This is a genomic window from Bradyrhizobium sp. SZCCHNS2022 (assembly GCF_032377575.1).
Lineage (GTDB): Bacteria > Pseudomonadota > Alphaproteobacteria > Rhizobiales > Xanthobacteraceae > Bradyrhizobium > Bradyrhizobium aeschynomenes.
The window spans coordinates 6,789,359-6,813,116 of sequence record NZ_JAUHHZ010000001.1 but is presented as its reverse complement, the minus strand read 5'-3'; the positions used below and the strand labels follow the sequence as shown (position 1 = coordinate 6,813,116).

Here is a 23,758-nt window from a genome sequence, read left to right as displayed (position 1 = left end):
CTGTTGCGCGATCGCCTCTGACCGGGCTCGTACGGTCAGCCGGTCTTGCGAACGGTGGCCACGACGTCGTCATGAGCACGGCCGACGACGCCGTCATATTTGGCGATCGGCAGCGGCTTGCCGAGCAGATAGCCCTGGACCGAGTCGCAGCCCTGCTCGGCGAGGAAGCCGAGTTGCTCCTGGGTCTCGACGCCTTCGGCCACGATCGACATGTTCATGCCGTGTCCGAGACCGATGACCGCACGAATGATCGCCGCCGATTGCGGGTTGCGGCCGAGATTCATCACGAAGGCGCGGTCGATCTTGATCTTGTCGAACGGGAAGGCCTGCAGATAGCTGAGGGACGAGTAGCCGCTGCCGAAATCGTCCATCGACACGCGCACGCCGAGCGCCTTCAGCCGGCGCAGCAGCGCGACACCGCGGTCGAAATCCTCGATCAGCACGCCCTCGGTGATCTCGAGCTCGAGCCGGCCGGGCGACAGCCCGGTCTCGAGCAGGATCGAATGCACCAGCGCAACCAGATCGCCATGGACGAACTGGGCCGGAGAGAGATTGACCGCGATCTGCAGCGGCTTCGGCCAGGAGGCCGCCTCGCGGCAGGCCTGGCGCAGGATCCACTCGCCCATCTCGACGATCAGACCGCTCTCTTCGGCGAGCGGAATGAAATCGCTCGGCGGCACGAAGCCGCGGACGGGATGATGCCAGCGCGCCAGCGCCTCGAAGCCGATGATCTCGCTGGAGTCGACGGTGCGGCCCGAGCTCGCCTGCGGCTGGAAGTACAGCGACAGCTCGCCATGCTTGATCGCGACCGACAGCTCCTGATGCAGCACGCGACGATCGCGGATCTGCTGGTCCATCTCGGGCTCGTAGAAGGTGATGCTGCCGCGCGCCTTCGCCTTGGCACGGAACAGCGCGGCGCCGGCATTTGCGAGCAGCGAAGCCGGATCCGAACCATTGTGCGGAAACACCGAGATGCCGGTGGTGAGCGCAGTGCGGATCGACTTGCCGTCGATCTGGAACTCGACGGCGATCGCCTCGGCCAGTTGGTCGGCCAGCGCCCTGCCCGCCTCCGGCTGCTTGCCGTCGATGATCAGCCCGAATTCGTCGCCGGACAGACGTGCCACCACGCCGCCGCGGGCGACATGATGGACGCGGCGGGCGACCTCGATCAGGAGCTTGTCGCCGATGGCATGGCCGAACACGTCATTGACGTCCTTCAGGCCCTTGAGGTCCACGTTCAGCACCGCGAACTCTTCGTCCGTGTCGGCACAGGCCTCGATCATCTGGCTCAACGCCTGCAGGAAGGCGGCGCGGTTCGGCAGGTCGGTGAGGCCGTCATGATAGGCCATGTGCGCCATCCGCGATTCGGTCTGGCGCCGGTCGGTCACGTCCTCATAGGTCTTGATCAGATATTGCGGCTCGCCCGCATCGCCCAGCACCGTCACGCGCCGGGTCAGGAACAGCCGCAGGCCGTCCTTGGTCGAGATCGGATGCTCCTCGGTCAGCAGGCTGCGCTTCTTGATGGCGGCCTCGTCGCGGGCAATGATCAGCCGCGCTTCACGGGGATTGAAGATATCGGCGGCGGTCAGGCCCGTCGCATCCTCGCGCTTGCGATTGAGGATGATCTCGGCACTGCGGTTGGCGAGCAGATAGCGGCCGTCATCGACGCTTTCGACGATCAGCGACACCGGAATGTTGTCGACGACCAGCTCCAGGAACTTCTTGCTGTTCTCCAGCTCGCGGCTCAGCGACCGCCGCTCGGTGGCGTCGTCGAACAGCGCGATGAGGAATTGCGGTTCGTTCTTCTCATTGCGGGCAACGACGCGATGGGCTTCCAGGATGCGCTTGTCGTCGCCGCGTTGAACGACCAGCTCGCTGCAGTAGGTGGTGCCGGGCGCCAGCATCGCTTCGCGGTCGGCAGCCGCGATGTCGGCCGCCGTCGCGTCGCCGAACAGGTCGCTCGGGCGCCGTCCGATGATCTGATCCCGCGGCACCTGCGAGAACTGCTCGAACGCCCGGTTGGCAAAGATGTAGCGGCCGTCGTCGATGTTCTTGGCTGCGACGCAGACGGGGACCTGATCGACCACCGATTCCAGGAACTGCTTGGTCGAGGCGAGCTCGCGCTCCAGCCGGTGCTGCACAGTACAGTCTTCGTGGATGCCGATCGATCCGCCGGTCGGAAGGCGGAAGATCTGTGCGCGCACCACACGACCGCCGGGCAGCTCGGTCAGACACCCGTCCGGCTCCCGCGCCTGGCGCGCATAGTCCTCGACCGTCAGATGAAGCAGGCCGCGCTGCCGCCGCAACTCGACCAGATCCCGGCCGGTGCAACCGGGCGGAATGTCGGCCCGGCTCATGCCGTAGATCTCAAGGAAGCGCTGGTTGTAGAAGACGACGCGGTTGGCAGCGTCGGTCAGCATCAGTCCCTGGCTCAGATTGTTCAGGGCGGAGCTGATGAAAACGTTACGCCGCAGCTGCGCCCGTTTGGTGCGCCGCAATGCCGAATGGATCCAGATCAGGACCGAGGCCAGGAAAGCGCAGACGACGATGCCCCCGATCAGCACCTTCCACAGCACGTCCGGCTCGACGGTGCCGAGATAGCTCGAGGGAGAGAAATCAGACGAAGCCGCCCACGCACGCCCCGGCAAGGCAGCCGTCAGCGTGGCCATGGCGGCCATCGGGGCCGCAACGACACGCGCACGAAACGCGTTTCGGTCGCTCGCCTGCCAATTCTTGCCTGCCATCAATCACCCGCGGTATTCGGATGACAGTCTCTGGCTTGACCCGTTGGGATCAGGTAAACGGTTTCCGCAAACTTCGAAAAAGACGAAGCAAATTCACGCAATGACCTCCTATGATGAACGGATTGCTAAGCTGCGACGTGCTCTGGACCGGGGTTCCGCCCACCAGGGATTGCAGAAGACCGTGACTTCGCCAGATCGTCTCAGGAACCCGAATGGATAAGGTCGATTGCGTCGTCGTGGGAGCCGGTGTCGTCGGGCTCGCCGTCGCCCGCCAGCTGGCCAAGGCCGGCCGAGAAGTCATCGTTCTCGAGGCCGCCGAGGACATCGGCACCGTGACCTCGTCTCGCAACAGCGAAGTGATCCACGCCGGCATCTACTACAAGGCCGGCAGCCTGATGGCCCGCTTCTGCGTCGACGGCAAGCGGATGCTCTACCGTTATTGCGACGAGCACGGCGTTCCCTACCGCAATTGCGGCAAGCTGATCGTCGCCACCAATGCGGCCGAGACCGAGAAGCTGCAGGGCATCCGCGCCCATGCCGAGGCGAACGGCGTCGAAGGCATGCGGCTGCTGACGGGCTCCGAGGCCCGCGCCATGGAGCCGGCACTGGCGTGCGAGGCGGCCCTGCTGTCGCCCTCGACCGGAATTCTCGACAGCCATGCCTTCATGTTGTCGCTGCGCGGCGAGATCGAGGATGCCGGCGGCGCCCTGGCGTTCCACACCCCGCTGCTGCGCGCCAAGGCGGCGGACGGGACGATCGAGATCGAGGCCGGCGGCGAGCAGCCGATGACGCTATCCTGCGAGCTTCTGGTCAATGCGGCCGGCCTGAGCGCGCCGGCGGTGGCCCGCCTGATCGACGGCATGCCGCCGGAGCTGGTGCCCACGGCCTATCTCGCGAAGGGCAATTACTTCAGCTGCAGCGCCAAGGCCCCGTTCAGCCGGCTGATCTACCCGGTGCCGGAGCCCGGCGGACTCGGCGTGCATCTCACGCTCGACATGGCCGGCCAGGCCCGCTTCGGTCCCGATGTCGAATGGATCGAAACCATCGACTACACGGTCGATCCGGCGCGCGCCGAACGCTTCTATCCGGCAATCCGCAAATACTGGCCGACGCTGCCTGATGGCGCACTGATGCCGAGCTATTCGGGCATCCGTCCGAAGATCGTACCACCCGCGGTGGCATCGCAGGACTTCGTCATCCAGGGCCCGCGCGACCACGGCGTGATGGGACTGATCAATTTGTTCGGAATCGAATCGCCCGGGCTCACGTCATCGCTTGCGATCGCCGCCCATGTCGTCGATCTCACCGCAGACTGACGCGATCCGCGCGTGAGACGCGAAGCGCAGCGCCGGCGATGTCCGGCGCCAGAGAAGCGATCGGTTGCGCCTCAACTGTCATCGAAGCTGCGCCTGGGATGGAGCTCGCGGCCATCCCAGTGCGCACGGACTTGCAGTCGGAAGTTTGCGGGGATTGTCGTCACATATCAGTGAAGCGTTTCGGTGGTAACCTGCCTCAAGCGCTCGATCTCATCCTTCACCATCAACTTACGTCGCTTCAGCTCGGCAATTCGTAGATCGTCAGTCGATGGATGCAGGAGAGCTTCATGCAATTCGTTTTCAAGAACTTTATGCTTACGCTCCAGTTCAACGAGATGCGCCTGAATGGCCATTCGAAACCTCCTTGGTAGGTGAACCTGAGATTCGACCAGGGCTAATGAGTGTACACAAGTCGCTTGACCTGTCGATGGGGCCAAAAGACCGCACATGCAAATTTGAGCGCCGTGTGTAACGAAGCGTGAGCAGATGCGGACGAATCTTGCGCCGGCGCCAACCCGAAATTCACGGGACAGCTGCAGAGATGATGGCGTTCGCGGCTTGCGTATGACGCTTCGCAAGCGCAATATTTACGCCCGCCTTTCGCGAGGCTTCCCACTTCCTTCCGTTTTTTTGCTATCATAGATCATGGCTGACCAAGACGAGCGCGAACTGCAGGCCGAACTCGCGCGCCTGCAGCAGGAGCACCGCGACCTCGATGCGGCGATTGACGCGTTACATCAATCGCCCGCACCCGATCTGTTGCGGCTGCAACGACTGAAGAAGCGGAAGCTCCTGCTACGCGATCGGATCGCCTTCATCGAAGACCAGATTACGCCTGACATCATCGCCTGACGCGAAGCGTCAGCGCTCTTGTCGTTTTCACGTCGGCCTCGAACGGATATCTTGACAGACAGGAACAAATCAAGAACACTCAGAACCAACTCCGCGCGCCCTCGAACACTCAGGATGGTTCTGATGCCCGCTCCCTTCTCTCCCCATGATCGTCTTTACGAACAGGCCTGCGATCAGGCCATCGCGATGTGCGATGGCAATCTGCGTTCCACCATCAAGGCACTGATCATGGCGAATGAATATCTCGAGCTCGAGCTGCAGGAGTTGCGCGCCGCGATCTCGTGCGGCTGCATGCCGAACACGGCCTCGGACGACGCGCAGAGCAATGCGGCGTAGGCCTCCGACGAGTTCGAGGGCTTCCGCAACGAGCGCGACTGCACTTGCCAGGAGCTTCGAAGGAGCAAGGAGCGTGCAATGCCCGATGTCACCTATTACGTCGCCATGCCCTTCAGGCGGGACGAGCTGGGCACACTGATCGCCGGGGCGGCCGAGGAATGCCAGAGCTCGACGGCGGCCCTTCGTCGCGCCGAGGCGATGTCGCGCTTGCCGGACAACATCGGCGCCATCGCCTTCAGCCGCAGCGGTGATCCATTGATGGGCGAGTTCAGCGACGCGCGGCTGCTGCACAAATTCGGCGAGCTGCCCGACGACCTCGGCGAGCTGTGATCGCGCGCGTGGCCGCCAATCTTCCCCCCGTCAGGAGCGGACCTCGTGCCGCCTCTGCGCCTTGCGGATGTACATCGCGCGATCGGCTTCCTCCAACGCGCGCACCGGGTTGACGCGCTTGTCGAGCAGGGCCACCCCGGCAGAGGCGCCCGCGCGCACGATCTGATCGCCGAAGGTGAAGCTCAAGCGGTCGATTGCCTCCTCGAGCGCGGCTGCCTTCACCCGCGCATCGGTCTCGCTGAGGTGCCACAGCAGGACGCCGAACTCATCGCCGCCGAGCCGCCCGATGACGTCGGAGGACCGCACCTCCTCGCTGAGAACGCGCGCAACGGCTTTCAGGACCTCATCACCAGCGGCATGGCCGTAAGTATCGTTGATCGGCTTCAGGCGGTCGACGTCGAGCACGACCAGGGCACCGGTCGCGTCATAGCGCTTGATGAATGCGATCGAGCGGTGAAGCTCACGGGCGAAGCCACGGCGGTTGAAGATGTCGAGCAGGAAGTCACGCTCGGCGGTGGCTGTGAGCTCTGCGATCCGGGCCTGCGCGGCGGCGAGCTCGGCCTTGAGACGCCGGATGGTCTGCCGGGCCCCCGCCGGTGCGGGATCTACCCGCGGCGAGCGTCCCCGTGAAACCCTGCTGCGGTAGCGGGTTCCGCGCTTACCGGCCGGTCCCGCCTTCTTGATGCGCTTCTTTTTCATCCCATTCCCTGCCGCGCCGAGGTTTGGACTTGCCGGCTTTAACCAAGACAGGATAGTCCATTCACACCTCCATGCCATGGCTTGCCGCTGTCGGGACCGATCCTATACTCCGGCCCATGCTGATGGATTCCCGAGAAGAATTGAGGTCATGACCGCCCCGATCGCCATCATCATGGGAAGCCAGTCGGACTGGGATACCATGCGCCATGCCGCCGAAACGCTCGGTGCGCTGGGCGTGAGCTATGACGCTCGCATCGTCTCGGCGCACCGCACTCCGGATCGCCTGTATGCCTTTGCCCGGGGCGCCAAGGCAGCCGGCTTCAAGGTCGTGATCGCCGGCGCAGGCGGCGCAGCCCATCTCCCGGGCATGACCGCATCGCTCACCGAGCTGCCGGTGTTCGGCGTCCCCGTCGAGTCCAAGGCGCTATCGGGGCTCGATTCGCTTTATTCGATCGTGCAGATGCCCGCCGGTATTCCCGTGGGAACACTTGCCATCGGCAAATCCGGCGCCATCAATGCAGCGCTGCTGGCGGCCAGCGTGCTGGCGTTGTCGGACTCGGCGCTGGCCGATCGACTTGCGGCGTGGCGCCAAGCCCAGACCAACGCGATCGCTGAACGTCCGGAGGGCGCGGCGTGACCGGATCGAATCGGGTCAAGCTCAAGCCCGGCGACACCATCGGCATTCTCGGCGGCGGCCAGCTGGGTCGCATGCTGGCCCTTGCCGCGGCACGGCTCGGGCTGCGCTGCCAGGTGTTCTCGCCGGACCCGGACTCGCCGGCATTCGACGTGGTCCTCAACGCCACCTGCGCGGAATATGCCGACGTGGAGGCGCTGGAGCTGTTTGCCAACGACGTCGACGTCGTAACCTATGAATTCGAGAACGTTCCTTCGGCGGCGGCCATGGTGCTGGCCGCAAGGCGTCCGGTGCTGCCGAGCCGTTCGGCGCTCGAGACCACGCAGGATCGGTTGATCGAGAAGGATTTCGTCACCTCGCTCGGCATCCGCACCGCCAATTACGCCGACATATCCTCGCTCGCCACGCTGCGCGAGGCGGTGTTGCGGATCGGGCAGCCGTCCGTCCTGAAGACGCGGCGTTTCGGCTATGACGGCAAGGGCCAGGTCAAGATTCGCCCTGGTGACGACCTCGAGCGGATCTGGGCCGAACTCGGCACCAAATCGGCAATCCTCGAGGCTTTCGTGCCATTCGAGCGCGAGATTTCCGTGGTCGCGGCGCGCGCCGCCGACGGCCAGGTCGAGTGTTTCGACGTCACCGAGAACGAACATCGCGACCACATCCTGAAAGTATCGCGGGCGCCGGCCGCCATTCCGGACGCGCTCGCCGACGAGGCCCGGGACATCGCCAGCCGGATCGCCACCGCGCTCGACTATGTCGGGGTCCTGGCGGTCGAGATGTTCGTCGTCTCCGGCGGGCCCAACCCCGGCGTTCTGGTCAACGAAATCGCCCCGAGGGTGCACAATTCCGGCCACTGGACCCTCGACGGCGCATCGATCTCGCAATTCGAGCAGCACATCCGGGCGATCGCCGGCTGGCCGCTCGGCAAGCCGCTGCGCCACGGTCACGTCACCATGACCAATCTGATCGGCGACGAGATCGACGGCTACGAGCAATGGCTCACCGTTCCCGGGGCAACCGTGCACCTCTACGGCAAGGGAGCCGCGCGCCCGGGCCGCAAGATGGGGCACGTCACCCAGGTATGGCCTCTTCCTCCCCGGCAAGGTCGAAATTAAGCAGGCCCGCCGCATTAAACTTGCCGTTAAGAGCCCGTCAGCGGGTGGACAGCAACGAGGTTGTCTGATACACGGGCGCCCTCAAGGTTAAGGGCGAGGCCATTTGCCGGCCCTGACTTTCAGCCGATTTCAAACCGATAGACTGAGAAAGAGGATGCCGCGTGCAGGTTCTCGTTCGCGATAACAATGTCGATCAAGCCCTCAAGGCGCTCAAGAAGAAGATGCAGCGTGAGGGCATTTTCCGCGAGATGAAGCTCCGCGGCCATTACGAGAAGCCCTCTGAGAAGAAAGCCCGCGAGAAGGCCGAAGCCGTGCGCCGTGCGCGCAAGCTGGCCCGCAAGAAGCTGCAGCGCGAAGGTCTGCTGCCGATGAAGCCGAAGCCGGTGTTCGGTGCTGGCGCCGGCGGTGACCGTGGCGCCGGTCGTGGTCCGGGCGCAGGCGCCCGCCCTGGCGCGCCGCGCTGATCTCTGCACATACATCTGGCGACATTTGAAAGCGCGGGCCCACGGCTCGCGCTTTTGCTTTGCGCGTTGGCCGGATCGCCCCCCCTCTTCCGACCATCCAGCCAGCCGCCGAGTTCGCGCTTGGTCTTGCAAACGGCCGGCTGCCGCCGTGACATCACCGACAGCAAAAAGCGGCGGCCCCGACGGCCGCCGCTCTTGCATTGTGATCAGGATCGACCGGATGAGCTACGATGAGCTACTTGGGCAGCACCGAGTGGAACACCGACTTGGCCGCCGACATCATGTCCTTCGCCACGCTGGACATCTGGTCCTTGATCGACGGATCGGCCCTGTCGGCCCGCAGGTCGAGCGGGCGCAACTGGCTGACCGGGATTTCGGCCGGCGGCGTCGGGCGGCCATCCGGCTGCACGGATCCCGTGTAGGAGGGCGCCACGCCCGGTGCGTTGGTGGCAAGCACGCTCTGATCGTTGGGCGGCGCAGAGACCGATATCGGTGGCGGCAGCGGACGCACCGGAGCCACCTGCGGCGCCGCAGTCACGATGCGCGGCATCTCGCGCGCCGGATCGACCTGGGATGGCTTTTCGGCAGCTCTCTCGCCTGCCGTCTTGCCTTCATTGGCACGCAACCGTTCGATGGCGGCGCGGGCGAGATCGGCAGCGTCGCGGCGATCCTCCTGCGGGGCCGCCGGCGCCTCCGCTGGCGCGTTGCGGGACATGATCTTCTCGCGCGGTGAGACCGGATGGCGCGGCGTCTCGGCCGGCAGACTCGCGGTCTCGGTCGGCTTCACCTCGACCGCCTTCTCAGCGGCCTTGTCGGCCAGCGACTTCTCGGACACGCCCTTTGCCTTGATGCCCGGTGCCGGGATGTTGGACACGTCGGCCGATGTTTCGGCCGGCTTGGCACCAGCCTTGGTTTCGACCTTGGCCCCGTCGGCGGACTTGTCGAGAGATTTGGGAGCGTCGCCCTTGGCCTCAGCTTTGGAGCCCGTCAACTTGGCATAGGCGGCCGATGCCACCGCCGCCACCGTCGAAGGGGGCGAGTCTGGCTTGGTATTGATGTAGTGGTTGACGATGTAAGCCCCGACGATGGTGGCGACCACCGACGGGATGATCTCCAGGGCAAACTTGGTGAGATATTTCAGCATGCTGACCACTCCCGCGCGGTATTTGCGGGAACTTTGAGGCACAATTAAGGGACCATTCCCCACTCTCCGCGGCTCCTAACCGCGCAAGATGCGCGCGGGCAAACCGCGAATAGTCGTTTTCCTGAAAGCCTTTGAGACCGGAGCCGTGCTGCAATCCGAGACCGCTCGGGCGCCGCCGCAGCTTTCCGGATCACCGGCTTGAGATACCACAATCAGCGGCATGCCGGTAAACAAATGGTTAGGGCTTCAGCTCAACTTCGAGGAAAACGATCTCGGAACCGGTCTCGTTCAGCACATCGTGTTCGACGCCTGCCTTGCGGAAATAAGATTTCCCGACCGCGAGCTGCGCCTTCGAGCGGTCGCCCGATGGCGCCACGATCGTCATCTCTCCCGCGGTCACCGGCACGATCACATAATCCATCTCGTGGACGTGCCGGCCCGTCGCACTGCCCGGCGCCAGCCGCCATTCGGTGACGCGGACCTCGGGCGTATCGACCTGGACGTCGGACTGGGCGCTCAGCATGGGGATCTCTCTCAAGTCAGGGTACGAAGAGCAGGAAGAGGAATATCGCGAACACCACCATGTGCACCAGCCCGAACAGGATGTTCGTCCTGCCGGTACCGAAGGTCAGCATGCTCAAAACGAAGGTCAGGACGAGCAGCACCATGCCTTGCGCGTCCAGGCCGAGCACGAGCTGCTTGTCGAGCGCATAGGCGGCGACCGCTACCGCGGGGATCGTCAGGCCGATGGTGGCAAGCGAGGAGCCGAGCGCGAGGTTGATGCTCTTCTGCAGATCGTTGGCGCGGGCGGCCGAGATCGCGGCGACGCTCTCCGGCAGCAGGATCAACAACGCCACGAGCACGCCGGCGACGGCGGGTGGCGAGCCGGTGGCCGCGACGCCGGCGTCGACCACCAGGGAGAACTTCTTCGCCAGCAGCACGACCGCGAGCAGCGCCACCAGCAGCAGCCCGATGCTGAGAAGGAGCTTCGCGCGCGGCAGCCGGACATCGTCATCGCTGAACCCCGTCGCACTGCCGACGAAATAGTCCCGATGGCGCGTGGTCTGGGTGTAGAGGAACACGGCATAGAGCAGGATCGTGACCACGCTGACGAAGGCCAGTTGTGCCGCCGAGAAGACCGGTCCAGGCGCCGTCAGCGTATAGTTCGGCAGCACCAGCGTAATCGTCGCCATCGTGAACAGCACGCTGAGATACAGATTGGCGCCGGAGACCAGGACGTCCTGCTCGCGATAGCGCAGGCCGCCGATGAAGATGCAGATGCCGACCAGCCCGTTGCAGACGATCATCACGACCGCAAACACGGTATCGCGCGCCAGAGCCGGCGCCGCCTTGTCGCCGAGCATGATGGTGGCGATCAGTGCCACCTCGATAACCGTCACCGCCAGGGTCAGGAGCAGCGTGCCGAAGGGCTCACCGATTTCATGCGCGATCACCTCGGCGTGATGCACGGCCGCGAACACCGTGCCGAACAGGATGACGAGCAGCACCGCGGCGAAGACCATGCCAGCCGCCGAGGGTGTGAAATCGTAGTGCGTCACCGTCACGCCCGCGACCAGCGCCACCGCCAAGCCCGGGAAGATCACCGATGATGCGGGCGCCGCAGCCTCCACGCTCATGATTCGCGCTCCGATTTGTCGCAGACGACTATGCGTGACGGCGAGGCGCTCGTCACTGGCCCGGACAGGCGAGCTCAAGATCGCGCCAACGCATGCGCTGCGCGCTAGTTGGCACTGAGCAGCGGATGAATCGGCAGCAAGGTCAACAGCACGAACAGCGGAATCAGGACCACGCCGGCTCGCAGCATGTAGCCGAAGAAGCTCGGCATCTTGATGCCCCGCTCATTGGCGATCGCCGCCACCATGAAGTTCGGCGCATTTCCGATATAGGTGAGCGCTCCCATGTACACCGCGCCCATCGAGATCGCCGCGAGCGTCCCTCCGAGCTGGGCCATCAGGACCTTGGGATCGCCGCCGGCGAGTTCGAAGAACAGCAGATAGGTCGGAGCATTGTCGAGGAACGCGGACATCAGGCCGGTGAACCAGAAATAGGCCACCTCCCGTGGCGCACCGGAGGGCGTCGTCACGGCGTTCAGCAGCCAGCCGAACGAGCCGTCGTGGCCCGCGTTCAGCATGGCGATGACCGGGACGATCGCCGTGAAGATCGCCGCGAACAGCTTTGCGACCTCGCGGATCGGCTCCCAATTGAAGCCGTTGGCCTCGCGGTGCTCGTCCGGCGTGAGCCACAGCGACAGGCCGGCAATGGTCACGAGGATGACGTCGCGGACGAGGTTCTGCAGCTCGAGATGGGTGCCGTAGACGTCGAAGGAGACGCCCGGCTTCCATGTTGCGGACACCAACGTGTTTGCGACGATCGCGGCGATCAGGACGACGTTGATGAGCCCGCGGACGCGCACCGGCTGCTTCGTTCCGGACGCTTCCGCCGGGGGCCTCTCCTGACGGAAGCGCCATGCGTCGATCGCGGCGAAGATCACGAGCAGCAGGCCGGCGACGATCGCCGTCTGCAGCCAGAGATTGCGTGTGGTCCAGAAGAAGTCGACGCCGCGCAGAAAGCCGACGAACAACGGCGGATCGCCGAGTGGACTGAGCGCGCCGCCGACATTGGCAGCGAGGATGATGAAGAACACCAGCACATGCACATTGTGGGACCGCGTCAGATTGGCGCGGATCAGGGGGCGCACCAGGATCATCGCGGCGCCCGTGGTGCCGACGACGCTCGCGATGATCGTGCCGAGCGCGAGGATGGCCGTGTTGGTCGTCGGCGTGCCCTTGATGTCGCCGGTCACCAGGATGCCGCCCGCCACCGTGTACAGCGCGAACAGCAGCACGATGAAGCTGAGATATTCGGCGAGCAATGCATGGACGAAGGCAGCGAGCGCCGTGCCAGGCCCGGCATTCCAGGTCAAGGCCGCGAGCGTGACCAGAGCCCATGCCGCGGCGATCTTTCCGTAGTGGTGATGCCAGAAGCCGGCAAACAGCAGCGGGCCAAGGGCGATCGACAGCAGCAATCCGGCGAACGGCAAGGCGAAGGGCCAGGTCATCGCGGCGCCGTTCAGTTCGGCGGCCATCGCCTGCATCGGCAGACCAGCAACGACCAGGACGGCGACCACTGCCGGCCAGCGCGCCGCACGGACATCAGGGGCCGTCGATGAAGCTCTTGGCTGTCTCAGTCGCACCAAAAAAATCCAAATCATTATGTCCGCCGTCGGGAAACCGTACGAAGCGCTTGGGGTCATGCGCAAGTGCGAACAAGCGTTCCCCGAAGCGGATCGGAATCCCGGGATCCTTCGCGCCGTGCATGATCAGCAGCGGCACGTGCACCTTGGTGATGCGCTGGTCGGAATGGAAGCGGTCGCGCATCAGCAGGCTGACGGGAACCACCTTGAGCATGTCGGAGGCGACGTCGACGGTCGACGTATACGGCGCTTCGAGGATCAGTTTCGCGAGCGGCTGCTCTGCCGCGACAGCGGTCGCGACGCCGCTGCCGAGCGAGAAGCCCCACGCGACGATGCGCTGCGCCTCGTAGTGCTCCCGCGTGAAGGCATAGGCGGCTGTGGCATCCTGAAGCAGCCCCGGCTCGCTCGGACTCCCCGTCGAGCCGGCATAGCCACGGTAGGACAGTGCGACCAGGCCAGTGCCGTCGGCCGTGAGTGCCTTGAAGCGTGAGACCACTCCGGCGAGGAAATCGCCATTGCCGGGGAAGTACAGCACGACCTTGCGGCCGGGCTGCGCCGGCACATGCCAGACGAGGACCTTCTCACCGTCCGCCGACGTCAGCACATGCTCTTCAGCCTGCGGAAAATCGGCGGCGTCCGGCGCCGTGCGGCCGACCGCAGGGATCGGAAACAGCATCGCACGCTGGCGCACGAACAGCACCGCCAGCACGGTGGCGTAGATCGCCACAACGACGATCAGGAGCCATTTCAGGACGACCATGACTCCCGACAGGATCGCCTACATGCCCTTGACGATGTTCTCGGTCATCTTCTTGGCGTCGCCGAGCAGCATCATCGTGTTGTCGCGATAGAACAACGGATTGTCGATGCCGGCGTAGCCCGAGGCGAGCGAGCGCTTGATGAACATCACGGTGCCGGCCTTCCAGACCTGCAGCACGGGCATGCCGTAGATCGGCGAGGTCTTGTCCTCCTCGGCCGCGGGGTTGGTGACGTCGTTGGCGCCGATCACGAACGCGACGTCGGCCTGGGCGAACTCCGAGTTGATGTCCTCGAGCTCGAACACCTCATCATAGGGCACGTTGGCTTCGGCGAGCAGCACGTTCATGTGACCGGGCATGCGGCCCGCGACCGGGTGGATGGCGTACTTCACCTCGACGCCTTCCTTCTTCAGACTGTCCGCCATCTCGCGCAGCGCATGCTGCGCCTGCGCGACCGCCATGCCGTAGCCGGGGACGATGATGACCTTGGATGCGTTCTTCATGATGAAGGCCGCGTCGTCGGCCGAGCCGAGCTTGGCCGGCTTCTGCTCACCCGTGCCGCCGCCCGCCGCAGCCGTCTCGCCGCCGAAGCCGCCGAGGATGACCGAGATGAAGGACCGGTTCATCGCGTGGCACATGATGTAGGACAGGATCGCGCCGGACGAACCGACCAGCGCGCCGGTGATGATCAGCGCCGAATTGCCGAGCGTGAAGCCGATGCCGGCGGCGGCCCAGCCGGAGTAGGAGTTCAGCATCGAGATCACGACCGGCATGTCGGCGCCGCCGATCGGAATGATCATGAGCACGCCGAGCGCCAGCGCCAGAACCGTGACCATCAGGAAGTCGAAGCCGCCGCCGGTCATCACCAGCCGCACGACGAAGAAGACCAGCGCAACGGCCAGCGCGATGTTGATGAGATGACGCGCCGGCAGCATGATCGGCGCACCGCTCATGCGCCCCGACAGCTTGAGGAAGGCGATGACCGAGCCGGTGAAAGTCAGCGCGCCGATGGCGACGCCGAGCGACATCTCGACCAGGCTCTGCGGATGGATGTTGCCGGGCGTACCGATGTCGAAAGCTTCAGGCGCGAAGAAGGCGCCGGCGGCGACCAGCACCGCGGCCATGCCGACCAGCGAGTGGAACGCGGCGACGAGCTCGGGCATCGACGTCATCGGCACCCGGCGCGCAATGACTGCACCGATGCCGCCGCCGATGGCGACGCCGAGGATCACCAGAATCCACGCGACCGCATCCGCGGGTGGATGGCCGGCCAGGGTGGTGGCGACCGCGATCGCCATGCCGGCCATGCCGAAGAAATTGCCCTGGCGGCTCGAGGCGGGACTCGACAGCCCGCGGAGCGACAGGATGAACAGCACACCTGCCACGAGATAGAGGAGTGCCGACAGATTGGCGTTCATTGCAGATGCCCCGTTATGCCTGTCATCCCGCGTCGTGCGGCGTTGTTAAGCGACGTTGTTATTTGGACTTCTTCTTGTACATCGCGAGCATGCGCTGGGTGACGAGGAAGCCTCCGAAGATGTTCACGCAGGCGAAGATCAGCGCGACGAAACCGAAGGCCCGCGCCAGACCGCTGCCGCTCGACAGCATGGGAACGCCGACCGCGAGCAGCGCGCCGACCACGATCACCGAGGAGATCGCATTGGTCACCGACATCAGCGGCGTGTGCAGCGCCGGCGTCACCGACCAGACGACGAAATAGCCGACGAAAACAGCGAGGACGAAGATCGACAGCCGGAAGACGAACGGGTCGACGGCTTGGACGACATGTTCCATGGCTCTGCTCCTTAAGCCTTCGGCTGGAAGTTCGGGTGGATGATGGCGCCGTCCTTTGTCAAAGCCGTGGCCTTGACCAGTTCGTCGTCCCAATTCACCGCCAACGTCTTTTCCTTCTTGTCGATCATCGTCTCGATGAAGGAGAACAGGTTGCGCGCGTAGAGGCCGGAGGCCGAAGCTGCGACCCGGCCGGCGAGATTGGGGTAGCCGATGATCTTGACGCCGTCGATCTCGACTGTCTCGCCGAGCTTGACGCCTTCGATGTTGCCGCCGCGCTCGACCGCGAGGTCGACCAGCACCGAGCCCGGACGCATCGACTTCACCATCTCCATGGTGACGAGGCGCGGCGCCGGGCGGCCCGGGATCAGCGCGGTCGTGATGATGACGTCCTGCTTCTTGATGTGTTCCGCCGTCAGAGCGGCCTGCTTGGCCTGGTACTCTTTCGACATTTCCTTGGCATAGCCGCCGGCGGTCTGGGCGTTCTTGAACTCCTCGTCCTCGACCGCGAGGAACTTGGCGCCGAGGCTTTCCACCTGCTCCTTGGTGGCCGGGCGAACGTCGGTCGCCGAGACGATGGCGCCGAGACGGCGCGCCGTCGCGATGGCCTGGAGCCCCGCGACGCCGACGCCCATCACGAAGACCTTGGTCGCCGGCACGGTGCCCGCCGCGGTCATCATCATCGGGAAGGCACGGCCGAACGCCTCGGCGCCTTCGATGACGGCGCGGTAGCCGGCGAGGTTCGCCTGGCTGGACAGCACGTCCATCACCTGGGCGCGGGTGATGCGCGGCATCAGCTCCATCGCGAACGAGGCAATGCCGGCATCGGCCATCGCCTTCAGCGCGGCGTCGTTGCCGTAGGGATCCATGATCGCGAACACCAGCGCCCCGCGCCGGTAGTTCGCGAGCTCGGCAGCTTCCGGCCGCTTCACCTTGATGATGATGTCGGCGTCCTTGAGCGCGTCAGCACTCACCGTTGCGCCCGCCGCCGTGAATTCCGAATCCGGCAGGCCCGACTTGATGCCGGCGCCGGGCTCGACCGCGATCTCGGCACCCAACGCCTTGAACTTCTTCACCGTGTCGGGAGAGGCGGCGACCCGCGGCTCCTGCGGATCGATTTCCTTGGCGACGGCAATCTTCATGAGGCCTCCGGCGCGGATGCGCGCGCGAGCTTAAAAGGGCGGGACGTCCATGGGCTTCAGCGTGACGCCGGTCCAGCGGTCGGCTGCGGCAGTCGGCTGAAGGCCCGCCGGCGGGATGCCGGCGGGCCCATAGCGACACTAAACGAGGAAAATAGCCATCAAGATGACGATGAGGGCGACGCCGATCGTTCCGTACTTCACCAGCTTGATGAAGCCCTCATAGGTGGCCTCATGCGCCACATAGTCATTGCCGTCCGCCGTCGAGTAGGCGATCTCGCCATGGTTTGCCATCGGGGTCCCCCAGAGAAAAATTGCTTTGTTAAGGTCGCATACCTCAAAGCCAATGCAAGGGCAACGGCAGGTATGCCAGAGAGTTTTATCGGTTTTTCCGATCGCCTGATTGGCCCGGCCAATTGTCGCGAATCCATCGCGTCAGGCTGGCCTCGCTGACCTCGCCGGCGGCGAGGGCGAGGATCATGGCAGTGGCCTGAGCCGGGTCCGGCGCAAACGCGATGTCGTTTCTGCGCAGAAACGTCATCATCGCCATAAACGCGATGCGCTTGCTACCGTCGACGAAAGCGTGGTTCTTGGCCAAGCCAAATGCGTAGGCTGCGGCCAGCTCGGGCAGCGTAGCCTGCTCGTAGCTCCATTTGTTGACGGGCCGTTCCAGAGCAGAGCGCAGCATGCCTTCGTCGCGCAGCCCCGGTGCGCCGCCGAACCGGCGCAGCTGACGTGCGTGGATCGCGACGGCCTGCTCATAGGTGATCCGCAGCGGCTCCCGCTGCTCGCTCATTTGGCGAGTGCCGCAAGCGTGTCGCGATACTCATCCATGAGCTCGTCGGCGATCTCCATCGTCCGCTCGAAATCCGGATCATAGGGCAGCGCCTGGAACCCGCCACCGGGCAGTTCCACGATGTGCAACTGCTGCCCGCGCTTGAGATCGAGCCGCTGCATCAGTTCGCGGGGCAACAGCAGACCGTCGGAATTGCCGATCTTCTTGATTTCGATCTTCATGGGTCAATCCACGGAAGAGAGGCGCGTTATACAGATGTATAACGCGCCTCTCTCGTTTCGTTCAACAAATGTTTTACGCTCCTACCCCATCGCCTCCAGCTCGTCGATCATGCCCGCGATGACCGACAGGCCGCCGTCCCAGAATTTGGGATCCTTGGCGTCCAGGCCGAACGGCCTGAGCAGCTCGGAATAATGCTTGGTGCCGCCGGCCGAGAGCATCGCCAGATAGCGCTCGGCGAAGCCGTCGACGGCGTGCTCGTAGACGGCGTAGAGCGAGTTCACGAGGCAGTCGCCGAACGCATAGGCGTAGACGTAGAACGGCGAATGGATGAAGTGCGGGATGTACATCCAGAAGTTCTCGTAGCCCGGCTTGATCTCGATCGCCTCGCCGAGGCTCTCGGTCTGCACCGACAGCCAGAGCTGGCCGAGCCGCTCGGCGGTGAGCTCGCCATTCTTGCGCTCGGTGTGCACGGCGCGCTCGAACGAATAGAACGCGATCTGCCGCACCACCGTGTTGATCATGTCCTCGACCTTGCCGGCGAGCAGCGCCTGGCGCTGCCTGGCGTCGCGGGTCTCCGACAACAGCCGCTTGAACGTCAGCATCTCGCCGAACACGCTCGCCGTCTCGGCGAGCGTCAACGGCGTCGGCGCCATCAGCGCGCCGTTCTTGGCCGCCAGCACCTGGTGCACGCCATGGCCGAGCTCGTGCGCGAGCGTCATCACGTCGCGCGGCTTGCCCTGGTAGTTCATCAGCACATAGGGATGCGCCGACGGCGTGGTCGGATGCGAGAACGCGCCCGGCGCCTTGCCCGGACGCACCGGCGCATCGATCCAGCTCTGATCGAAGAAGCGCTGCGCGATGTCAGCCATCTCAGGCGAGAAGCCGCGATAGGCCGTCAGCACCATGCTCTTGGCTTCGGGCCAGGCGATGGTCGCATTGGCGGCGAACGGCAGCGGCGCGTTCCGGTCCCAATGCGCGAGCTTCTTCTTTTTGAACCAGCGCGCCTTGAGCTTGTAGTAGCGATGCGACAGCTTCGGGTAGGCCGCGCGGACCGAGGAGACCAGCGCATCGACCACCTCGCGCTCGACGCGGTTGTTGAGATGGCGGGAGTCCGCGACATCCTGAAACCCGCGCCAGCGGTCCGAAATGTCCTTGTCCTTGGCGAGCGTGTTGGTGATCAGCGCGAAGGTGCGCTCATTGGCCTTGAAGGTCTTGGCGAGCGCCTCGGCGGCGGCCTTGCGCTTGGCGCCGTCGCGATCCTGCAGGAAGTTCAAGGTCGGCTCGATCGCGAGCTCCTTGCCCCCGACCTGGAAGCGCAGACCGGCGATGGTCTGGTCGAACAGCCGGTTCCAGGCGGAATAGCCGGTCTGCGACTTCTCGTGGAACAGCTGCTCGACACGGTCTTCGAGCTGATACGGCTTGTCCTTGCGCAGATCCTCGATCCAGGGACGGTAGTGGCCGAGCGCAGGCGTCTCCATCGCGCGTGCGATCACGGCGTCATCGATGCGGTTGAGTTCGAGCGCGAAGAACAGCAGATGAGTCGACGCAGCCGTCAGCCGCTCCGAGATGTCGCCGTAAAATTTGGAAATCGCCGGATCGACGCTGTCGCCGGCGTGCGCGAGACCCGCGAACGAGCCGAGCCGCCCCGCGAGATCGTCGATCGCCTCATAACGCCGCACCGCGCCTGCGAGCCATTCGCCGCCATCCTCGCGTGCGACGTGCTCGGCGAGCTTGCCCTTGTAGTCGGTCTCAAACGCGACGCATTCGGAATCCATCTTCGCGAGATCGTGAGCGATCTCCGGCGCGTCGATGCCCATATAGAGGTCGCCGAGATTCCATTCGGGCAGCGCTCCGATTCCCGTCTTGGCCGCGACCGTCTTCTTCGCCGGCTTGGCAGACGATTTGGCCGCAGCGCCACGCAAGGATTTGGCGGCGGCGGGCTTCGAGGTTTTGGCAGCAGGCTTCTTGGCCGGCTTGCTAGCCGGCTTGGCCTTGGCGGCTTTGGAAGGAGGAGCGGATCTGGTGGGCTTGCGAAGGGCGGAAGAGGCGCGCGAGGTCATCGGATGGGTAACCTGTTGTTCGAACGTTTATCCCGATCAGCGAGGTTTAAGGTTGCGTTAATCGGCGTCGGCGAGAGTGCCCCGATTCGAGACAGATAGTCGTAGCGTGCAAGGAAAGCCATGGCTGCCAGCATTTTGATTGCCGATGATGATCCGGTTCAGCGCCGGCTGGTGGAGAACATGGTTCAAAAATGCGGCTACGAGGCGGTCGTCGTCGAGACCGGCGACGCCGTCATCGAGAAGCTGACCAATCCCGATGCCGCCCCGATCGACGCCATCGTCCTGGATCTCGTGATGCCTGGCCTCGACGGCATGGGGGTGCTCTCGAAGATGCGCGAGGCCGGGATCTCGATTCCGGTGATCGTGCAGACCGCACACGGCGGCATCGACAACGTCGTCTCGGCAATGCGCGCGGGCGCCCAGGACTTCGTGGTCAAGCCCGTCGGCATCGAGCGGCTTCAGGTGTCCTTACGCAACGCGCTGAATACATCGGCGCTGAAAGGCGAATTGCAGCGTATCCGGCACAGCCGCGAGGGGCGGCTGACCTTCGCCGACATCATCACCCGTGCCGAAGCGATGGCGCCGATCCTGCGCATCGCCGAGAAGGCTGCGGCGTCGTCTATTCCCGTTCTCATCGAGGGCGAGTCGGGCGTCGGCAAGGAGCTGTTCGCCCGCGCCATCCACGGCACCAGCGAGCGCAAGACGAGGCCCTTCGTCGCGGTCAATTGCGGCGCGATCCCGGACAATCTGGTGGAGTCGATTCTTTTCGGCCACGAGAAGGGCGCATTCACCGGCGCGACCGAGCGTCACATGGGCAAGTTCGTCGAAGCCCATGGCGGCACGCTGTTCCTCGACGAGGTCTCGGAGCTGCCGCTCACCGCCCAGGTCAAGCTGCTGCGCGCGCTGCAGGAGGGCGCCGTCGAGGCGGTCGGCGGCCGCAAGCCGGTCAAGGTCGATGTCCGCATCATCTCGGCGACCAATCGCCGCCTGCTCGACCGCGTCAAGGACGGTCATTTCCGCGAGGATCTGTTCTACCGCCTCCACGTGCTGCCGCTGACGGTCCCGCCCTTGCGCGCCCGCCGCGAGGACATCCCGCACCTGCTGCGGCATTTTCTCGCGCGCTTCGCCGCCGAGGAGAACCGGGCCGTTTCAGGCATCAGCGGCGAAGCCGTCGCCTATCTGACCCGGCTGGATTGGCCCGGCAACATCCGTCAGCTCGAGAACGCCGTCTATCGTGCCGTCGTCATGAGCGAGACCGACCAGCTCGGCGTGACCGATTTCCCGCTCATCCCGACCCACGCGCCGCCGGTGGATTCATTGCCGGCGCTGACGGTGGAGCGCCCACTCCATCCGGCGCTGCCCGCCATGGTGCCGGGTAGCGAAGTACCCATTGCTCCCTCGCCCCTGCCCTCGCATGGCAGCCTGGCGATGCTGACCGCGAGCGGCGACGTGCGCCCGCTGGAGGAGATGGAGCACGAGATCATCCGCTTCTCCATCGCCCATTATCGCGGCCAGATGTCCGAGGTGGCGCGGCGTCTCAAAATCGGACGCTCGACGCTGTACCGCAAGCTCGACGAGGCCAATGGCGAGACGCCTTCGACGGAATCGCCGCCGCTCTGATGATCGCCGCTGTCCGAAAAACGCCGCAAGGCTCGGCAATACTGGAACATCTGAACCGTTGCCTTGCGGTGACAGACAAAGGAAAAAACGCGTGGCACAAACGCACGATCGGTTTGGCCGGGGTTTCCCAAGAGTCAGTTTGTCGTGAGTTGTCCCGTGTGGCGCTGGCCGCAGAAAAGGGGCTTGGGTATCGTTTGGGCGTGAATCATTGCGTACCGGCGAGATCCATTCTCACGAGCGGTGCTTGAGCCGGAACTGGCGGGCAGCGATCGACCTTGTTACCGACCCTGTTCCTGGCGGGACAGATCATTCGAGGGATTGATGATGCGAGATTGTGTGACCAACCGTGGCGGATATGACCGCGTGCTGATGGCTGTCGCGGCAACCTTCCTCGCGGTGTCCGCGACCTCGGCCCTCGCCCAGGGCGACGCCCCTCGCAACAATGCTGCCGAACTGGCCATCGATGCGGCGATCCCGTTCCCTGAGCCGGCCAACGTGCCGCCGCCGACCGCCAGCGATTTCAAGCCCGACACCACCGCCACCGTCTCGCCTGCCCAGGCCAAGCCGTCCGAACCGACCACAAAGCCGCTCGACTCTGCGGCGGTGCCCGCGGCCGATCCGGCGAAGACCGTTGTCTCACCGCCGCCCGCCGCGGCCCCTGCGACTGCGACCGCTCCTGCGCCTGAACCGGCCAAGACCGCCAGCACCGTTCCCGCCGCCGACCAGCCGGTCGCCGATCGTCTGCGTGACCTGATCGCGACCAAGGCAACGAAGTATTTCGACCGCAAGGCCGAACGCGCCGCCGTCGAGAAGTTCTACACCGGCCGCGACTACGCGCCGATCTGGACCCAGGGCGGCAACCTGACCGCCGCGGCCAAGGGCGTGATCGCGCGCCTGAAGGATGCGGCCTCCGACGGCCTCAATCCCGCCGACTATCCGGTGCCGGACTTTGCCGCCGCAGGCTCGGCGCCGGACGCACTGGCCGAAGCCGACCTCAAGCTCACCGAGAGCATGATGGACTATGCGCGGCAGGCGCAGAGCGGCCGCATGCATTGGTCGCAGGTGTCGGCGGACATCCAGTATCCCGAGCATCCGATCGACCCGAACGAGGTGCTGGCCAACGTCACCACCGCCAAGGATGCGTCGGCGGCGCTCGAGGGCTACAACCCGCCGCACAAGCTCTACAAGCTGCTGAAGGCCAAGCTCGCCGAGTTGCGCGGCGGCGCGGATGGGCCCTCCGTCCTCATCGACGATGGCGAACCGCTGAAATACACCCCCGCGCGCGGCAAGAACGCGCCGGAGGCCGAGGCGCAGATGTCCGATCCGCGCGTGCCGAAGCTGCGCGCCAAGCTCGGCCTCACCGAGAACGCCGACGACATCCGCTATGACGCCAAGGTCGCGGCCGCGGTGCGTAAATTCCAGGCGAGCGTCGACCTCAAGCCGACCGGCGTGCTCGACGACCGCACCGTCAAGGCGCTGAATACGCCGAAGCGGGACAAGCAGATCGACACCGTCATCGTCAACATGGAGCGCTGGCGCTGGCTGCCGCGCGATCTCGGCGCACCGTCGCTCGGCGACGCCTATGTGATCCTCAACGTTCCCGACTACACGCTGAAGGTCATGCAGCGCGGAGCGCAGGTGTGGACCACCCGCGTCGTGACCGGCAAGCCCGGCCAGCACGCGACGCCGCTGCTCAGCGAGACGATGAAGTTCATCACGGTCAACCCGACCTGGAACGTGCCGCCGTCGATCATCTACAACGAGTATCTGCCGGCGCTGCAGCAGGATCCGACCGTGCTCGATCGCATGGGCCTCAAGCTCGAGCGCGCCCGCGACGGCTCGATCCACATCTCGCAGCCGCCTGGCGAGGCCAATGCGCTCGGCCGCATCCGCTTCAACTTCCCGAACAAGTTCCTGGTCTATCAGCACGACACGCCGGACAAGAACCTGTTCGCCCGTGACGAGCGCGCCTTCAGCCATGGCTGCATGCGCGTGCAGTATCCGGATCAATACGCATCGGTGCTGCTCAACATCGCGATGCCGAACGAGCGCTACACCCCCGAGCGCATCCGCAGCATGTATGGGCGGAGCGAGATCGACTTGAAATTCCCGACGCCGATCCCGGTCAACATCACCTACCAGACCGCCTTCGTCGACGACGCCGGCAAGCTGCAATTCCGCAAGGACGTCTATGGTCGCGACGCCGCCATGATCTCGATCCTCAAGAACAGCCGCGGCAAGGATCTCGAGAACGTCGTCGCCCACGCCCAGCCGAACTATTCACGGCCGAAGGGTCCGCTGCCGAACGCGGTCAATGTCAGCGACAACAGCTTCTCCTCCGGCTCATCCGGCCCGAACTTCTTCGAACGGCTGTTCGGCGGCGGTGGACAACCGACGCCGCCTGCTCCGGTCGGACGCCCGTCGCGCCGGGTGTTCACGCGCTGATCGGGCCGCCGATCACGACCCAAATTTTCGTTTTGAGATCAAAGGCCTCGCCCACCGGCGGGGCCTTTGCTTTGGGTTA

24 protein-coding genes are annotated in these 23,758 nt (G+C 64.8%); 9 read left to right on the top strand and 15 right to left on the bottom strand.

The genetic code is table 11. The features are described from left to right. Positions 1-35: 35 nt before the first annotated feature. Positions 36-2,744, bottom strand: coding sequence for an EAL domain-containing protein (locus QXZ94_RS30460; protein ID WP_172109931.1), 2,709 nt, complete (start codon positions 2,742-2,744; stop codon positions 36-38). A 212-nt stretch (positions 2,745-2,956) separates the two neighbouring features. On the opposite strand from QXZ94_RS30460, the gene QXZ94_RS30455 reads away from it, so the two are divergent. Beyond that, the gene (locus QXZ94_RS30455) at positions 2,957-4,060 is read left to right on the top strand and encodes an NAD(P)/FAD-dependent oxidoreductase (protein ID WP_315724644.1); all 1,104 of its coding nucleotides are present in this window, start codon (positions 2,957-2,959) and stop codon (positions 4,058-4,060) included. A gap of 167 nt (positions 4,061-4,227) precedes the next feature. Here QXZ94_RS30455 and QXZ94_RS30450 read toward each other — a convergent pair whose 3' ends face one another. Then, on the bottom strand, positions 4,228-4,413 hold the full coding sequence (locus tag QXZ94_RS30450) for a YdcH family protein (protein WP_083839074.1): 186 nt from the start codon (positions 4,411-4,413) through the stop codon (positions 4,228-4,230). Between the two features lie 292 nt (positions 4,414-4,705). Between QXZ94_RS30450 and QXZ94_RS30445 the strand changes: the two genes are divergently transcribed. The 3 genes from QXZ94_RS30445 to QXZ94_RS30435 all read left to right on the top strand — a co-directional run bounded on the left by QXZ94_RS30445 (position 4,706) and on the right by QXZ94_RS30435 (position 5,578). Next, complete coding sequence (locus QXZ94_RS30445) at positions 4,706-4,912, top strand: YdcH family protein (RefSeq protein WP_009028242.1); 207 nt, start codon at positions 4,706-4,708, stop codon at positions 4,910-4,912. A 123-nt stretch (positions 4,913-5,035) separates the two neighbouring features. Continuing rightward, positions 5,036-5,248 carry a hypothetical protein gene (locus QXZ94_RS30440; protein ID WP_315724640.1) on the top strand — a complete coding sequence of 71 codons (213 nt, stop codon included), beginning with the start codon at positions 5,036-5,038 and terminating at the stop codon, positions 5,246-5,248. Positions 5,249-5,326: 78 nt separating this feature from the next. Next, positions 5,327-5,578 (top strand): hypothetical protein, encoded by a 252-nt coding sequence (locus tag QXZ94_RS30435; RefSeq protein ID WP_172133870.1) that lies wholly within the window; start codon positions 5,327-5,329, stop codon positions 5,576-5,578. Positions 5,579-5,608: 30 nt separating this feature from the next. Here the strand turns inward: QXZ94_RS30435 and QXZ94_RS30430 are convergent, their stop codons facing one another. Then, entirely contained in the window at positions 5,609-6,277 is a 669-nt protein-coding gene (locus QXZ94_RS30430) for a GGDEF domain-containing protein (RefSeq protein WP_315724638.1), read from the bottom strand. Between the two features lie 148 nt (positions 6,278-6,425). Here QXZ94_RS30430 and purE point away from each other — a divergent pair, with 148 nt between their 5' ends. The 3 genes from purE to rpsU all read left to right on the top strand — a co-directional run bounded on the left by purE (position 6,426) and on the right by rpsU (position 8,490). After that, a complete protein-coding gene (purE, locus tag QXZ94_RS30425) occupies positions 6,426-6,914 on the top strand; it encodes a 5-(carboxyamino)imidazole ribonucleotide mutase (RefSeq protein WP_172133869.1) in 489 nt (162 codons plus the stop codon). Beyond that, on the top strand, positions 6,911-8,026 hold the full coding sequence (locus tag QXZ94_RS30420) for a 5-(carboxyamino)imidazole ribonucleotide synthase (RefSeq protein ID WP_315724637.1): 1,116 nt from the start codon (positions 6,911-6,913) through the stop codon (positions 8,024-8,026). The genes purE and QXZ94_RS30420 overlap by 4 nt, the downstream gene beginning before the upstream one ends. 161 nt (positions 8,027-8,187) lie before the next feature. Continuing rightward, on the top strand, positions 8,188-8,490 hold the full coding sequence (gene rpsU, locus QXZ94_RS30415; RefSeq protein ID WP_006612200.1) for a 30S ribosomal protein S21: 303 nt from the start codon (positions 8,188-8,190) through the stop codon (positions 8,488-8,490). A 235-nt stretch (positions 8,491-8,725) separates the two neighbouring features. On the opposite strand, the gene QXZ94_RS30410 is transcribed toward rpsU, so the two are convergent. From QXZ94_RS30410 to QXZ94_RS30355, 12 genes are all read right to left on the bottom strand, one after another. Further along, entirely contained in the window at positions 8,726-9,634 is a 909-nt protein-coding gene (locus QXZ94_RS30410; RefSeq protein WP_315724636.1) for a hypothetical protein, read from the bottom strand. Positions 9,635-9,872: 238 nt separating this feature from the next. After that, positions 9,873-10,157, bottom strand: a complete 285-nt coding sequence (locus QXZ94_RS30405) for a cupin domain-containing protein (protein WP_315724635.1) — start codon at positions 10,155-10,157, stop codon at positions 9,873-9,875. 16 nt (positions 10,158-10,173) lie between these two features. Further along, on the bottom strand, positions 10,174-11,271 hold the full coding sequence (locus QXZ94_RS30400) for an ionic transporter y4hA (RefSeq protein ID WP_315724634.1): 1,098 nt from the start codon (positions 11,269-11,271) through the stop codon (positions 10,174-10,176). Between the two features lie 104 nt (positions 11,272-11,375). Then, positions 11,376-12,713 (bottom strand): sodium:proton antiporter, encoded by a 1,338-nt coding sequence (locus QXZ94_RS30395; protein ID WP_315726629.1) that lies wholly within the window; start codon positions 12,711-12,713, stop codon positions 11,376-11,378. Positions 12,714-12,807: 94 nt separating this feature from the next. After that, the gene (locus QXZ94_RS30390) at positions 12,808-13,608 is read right to left on the bottom strand and encodes an alpha/beta hydrolase (protein ID WP_315724633.1); all 801 of its coding nucleotides are present in this window, start codon (positions 13,606-13,608) and stop codon (positions 12,808-12,810) included. 18 nt (positions 13,609-13,626) lie between these two features. Further along, positions 13,627-15,024, bottom strand: a complete 1,398-nt coding sequence (locus QXZ94_RS30385; protein WP_315724631.1) for an NAD(P)(+) transhydrogenase (Re/Si-specific) subunit beta — start codon at positions 15,022-15,024, stop codon at positions 13,627-13,629. A gap of 58 nt (positions 15,025-15,082) precedes the next feature. After that, positions 15,083-15,400 (bottom strand): proton-translocating transhydrogenase family protein, encoded by a 318-nt coding sequence (locus QXZ94_RS30380; RefSeq protein ID WP_172109941.1) that lies wholly within the window; start codon positions 15,398-15,400, stop codon positions 15,083-15,085. Positions 15,401-15,411: 11 nt separating this feature from the next. Further along, entirely contained in the window at positions 15,412-16,539 is a 1,128-nt protein-coding gene (locus QXZ94_RS30375; RefSeq protein ID WP_315724627.1) for a Re/Si-specific NAD(P)(+) transhydrogenase subunit alpha, read from the bottom strand. Positions 16,540-16,677: 138 nt separating this feature from the next. Continuing rightward, on the bottom strand, positions 16,678-16,830 hold the full coding sequence (locus tag QXZ94_RS30370) for an aa3-type cytochrome c oxidase subunit IV (protein WP_172109943.1): 153 nt from the start codon (positions 16,828-16,830) through the stop codon (positions 16,678-16,680). Positions 16,831-16,915: 85 nt separating this feature from the next. Then, positions 16,916-17,332 carry a type II toxin-antitoxin system death-on-curing family toxin gene (locus tag QXZ94_RS30365; RefSeq protein WP_315724625.1) on the bottom strand — a complete coding sequence of 139 codons (417 nt, stop codon included), beginning with the start codon at positions 17,330-17,332 and terminating at the stop codon, positions 16,916-16,918. Next, the gene (locus tag QXZ94_RS30360; protein WP_006612211.1) at positions 17,329-17,553 is read right to left on the bottom strand and encodes an AbrB family transcriptional regulator; all 225 of its coding nucleotides are present in this window, start codon (positions 17,551-17,553) and stop codon (positions 17,329-17,331) included. Before QXZ94_RS30360 ends, QXZ94_RS30365 begins: the two co-directional genes overlap by 4 nt. Positions 17,554-17,634: 81 nt before the next feature. Further along, positions 17,635-19,614, bottom strand: coding sequence for a M3 family oligoendopeptidase (locus QXZ94_RS30355; protein WP_315724622.1), 1,980 nt, complete (start codon positions 19,612-19,614; stop codon positions 17,635-17,637). A 120-nt stretch (positions 19,615-19,734) separates the two neighbouring features. Here QXZ94_RS30355 and QXZ94_RS30350 point away from each other — a divergent pair, with 120 nt between their 5' ends. Both QXZ94_RS30350 and QXZ94_RS30345 read left to right on the top strand, forming a co-directional pair. Further along, a complete protein-coding gene (locus QXZ94_RS30350; RefSeq protein ID WP_315724619.1) occupies positions 19,735-21,234 on the top strand; it encodes a sigma-54 dependent transcriptional regulator in 1,500 nt (499 codons plus the stop codon). Positions 21,235-21,558: 324 nt separating this feature from the next. Beyond that, entirely contained in the window at positions 21,559-23,679 is a 2,121-nt protein-coding gene (locus QXZ94_RS30345) for a murein L,D-transpeptidase (RefSeq protein ID WP_315726626.1), read from the top strand. Positions 23,680-23,758 lie beyond the last annotated feature (79 nt).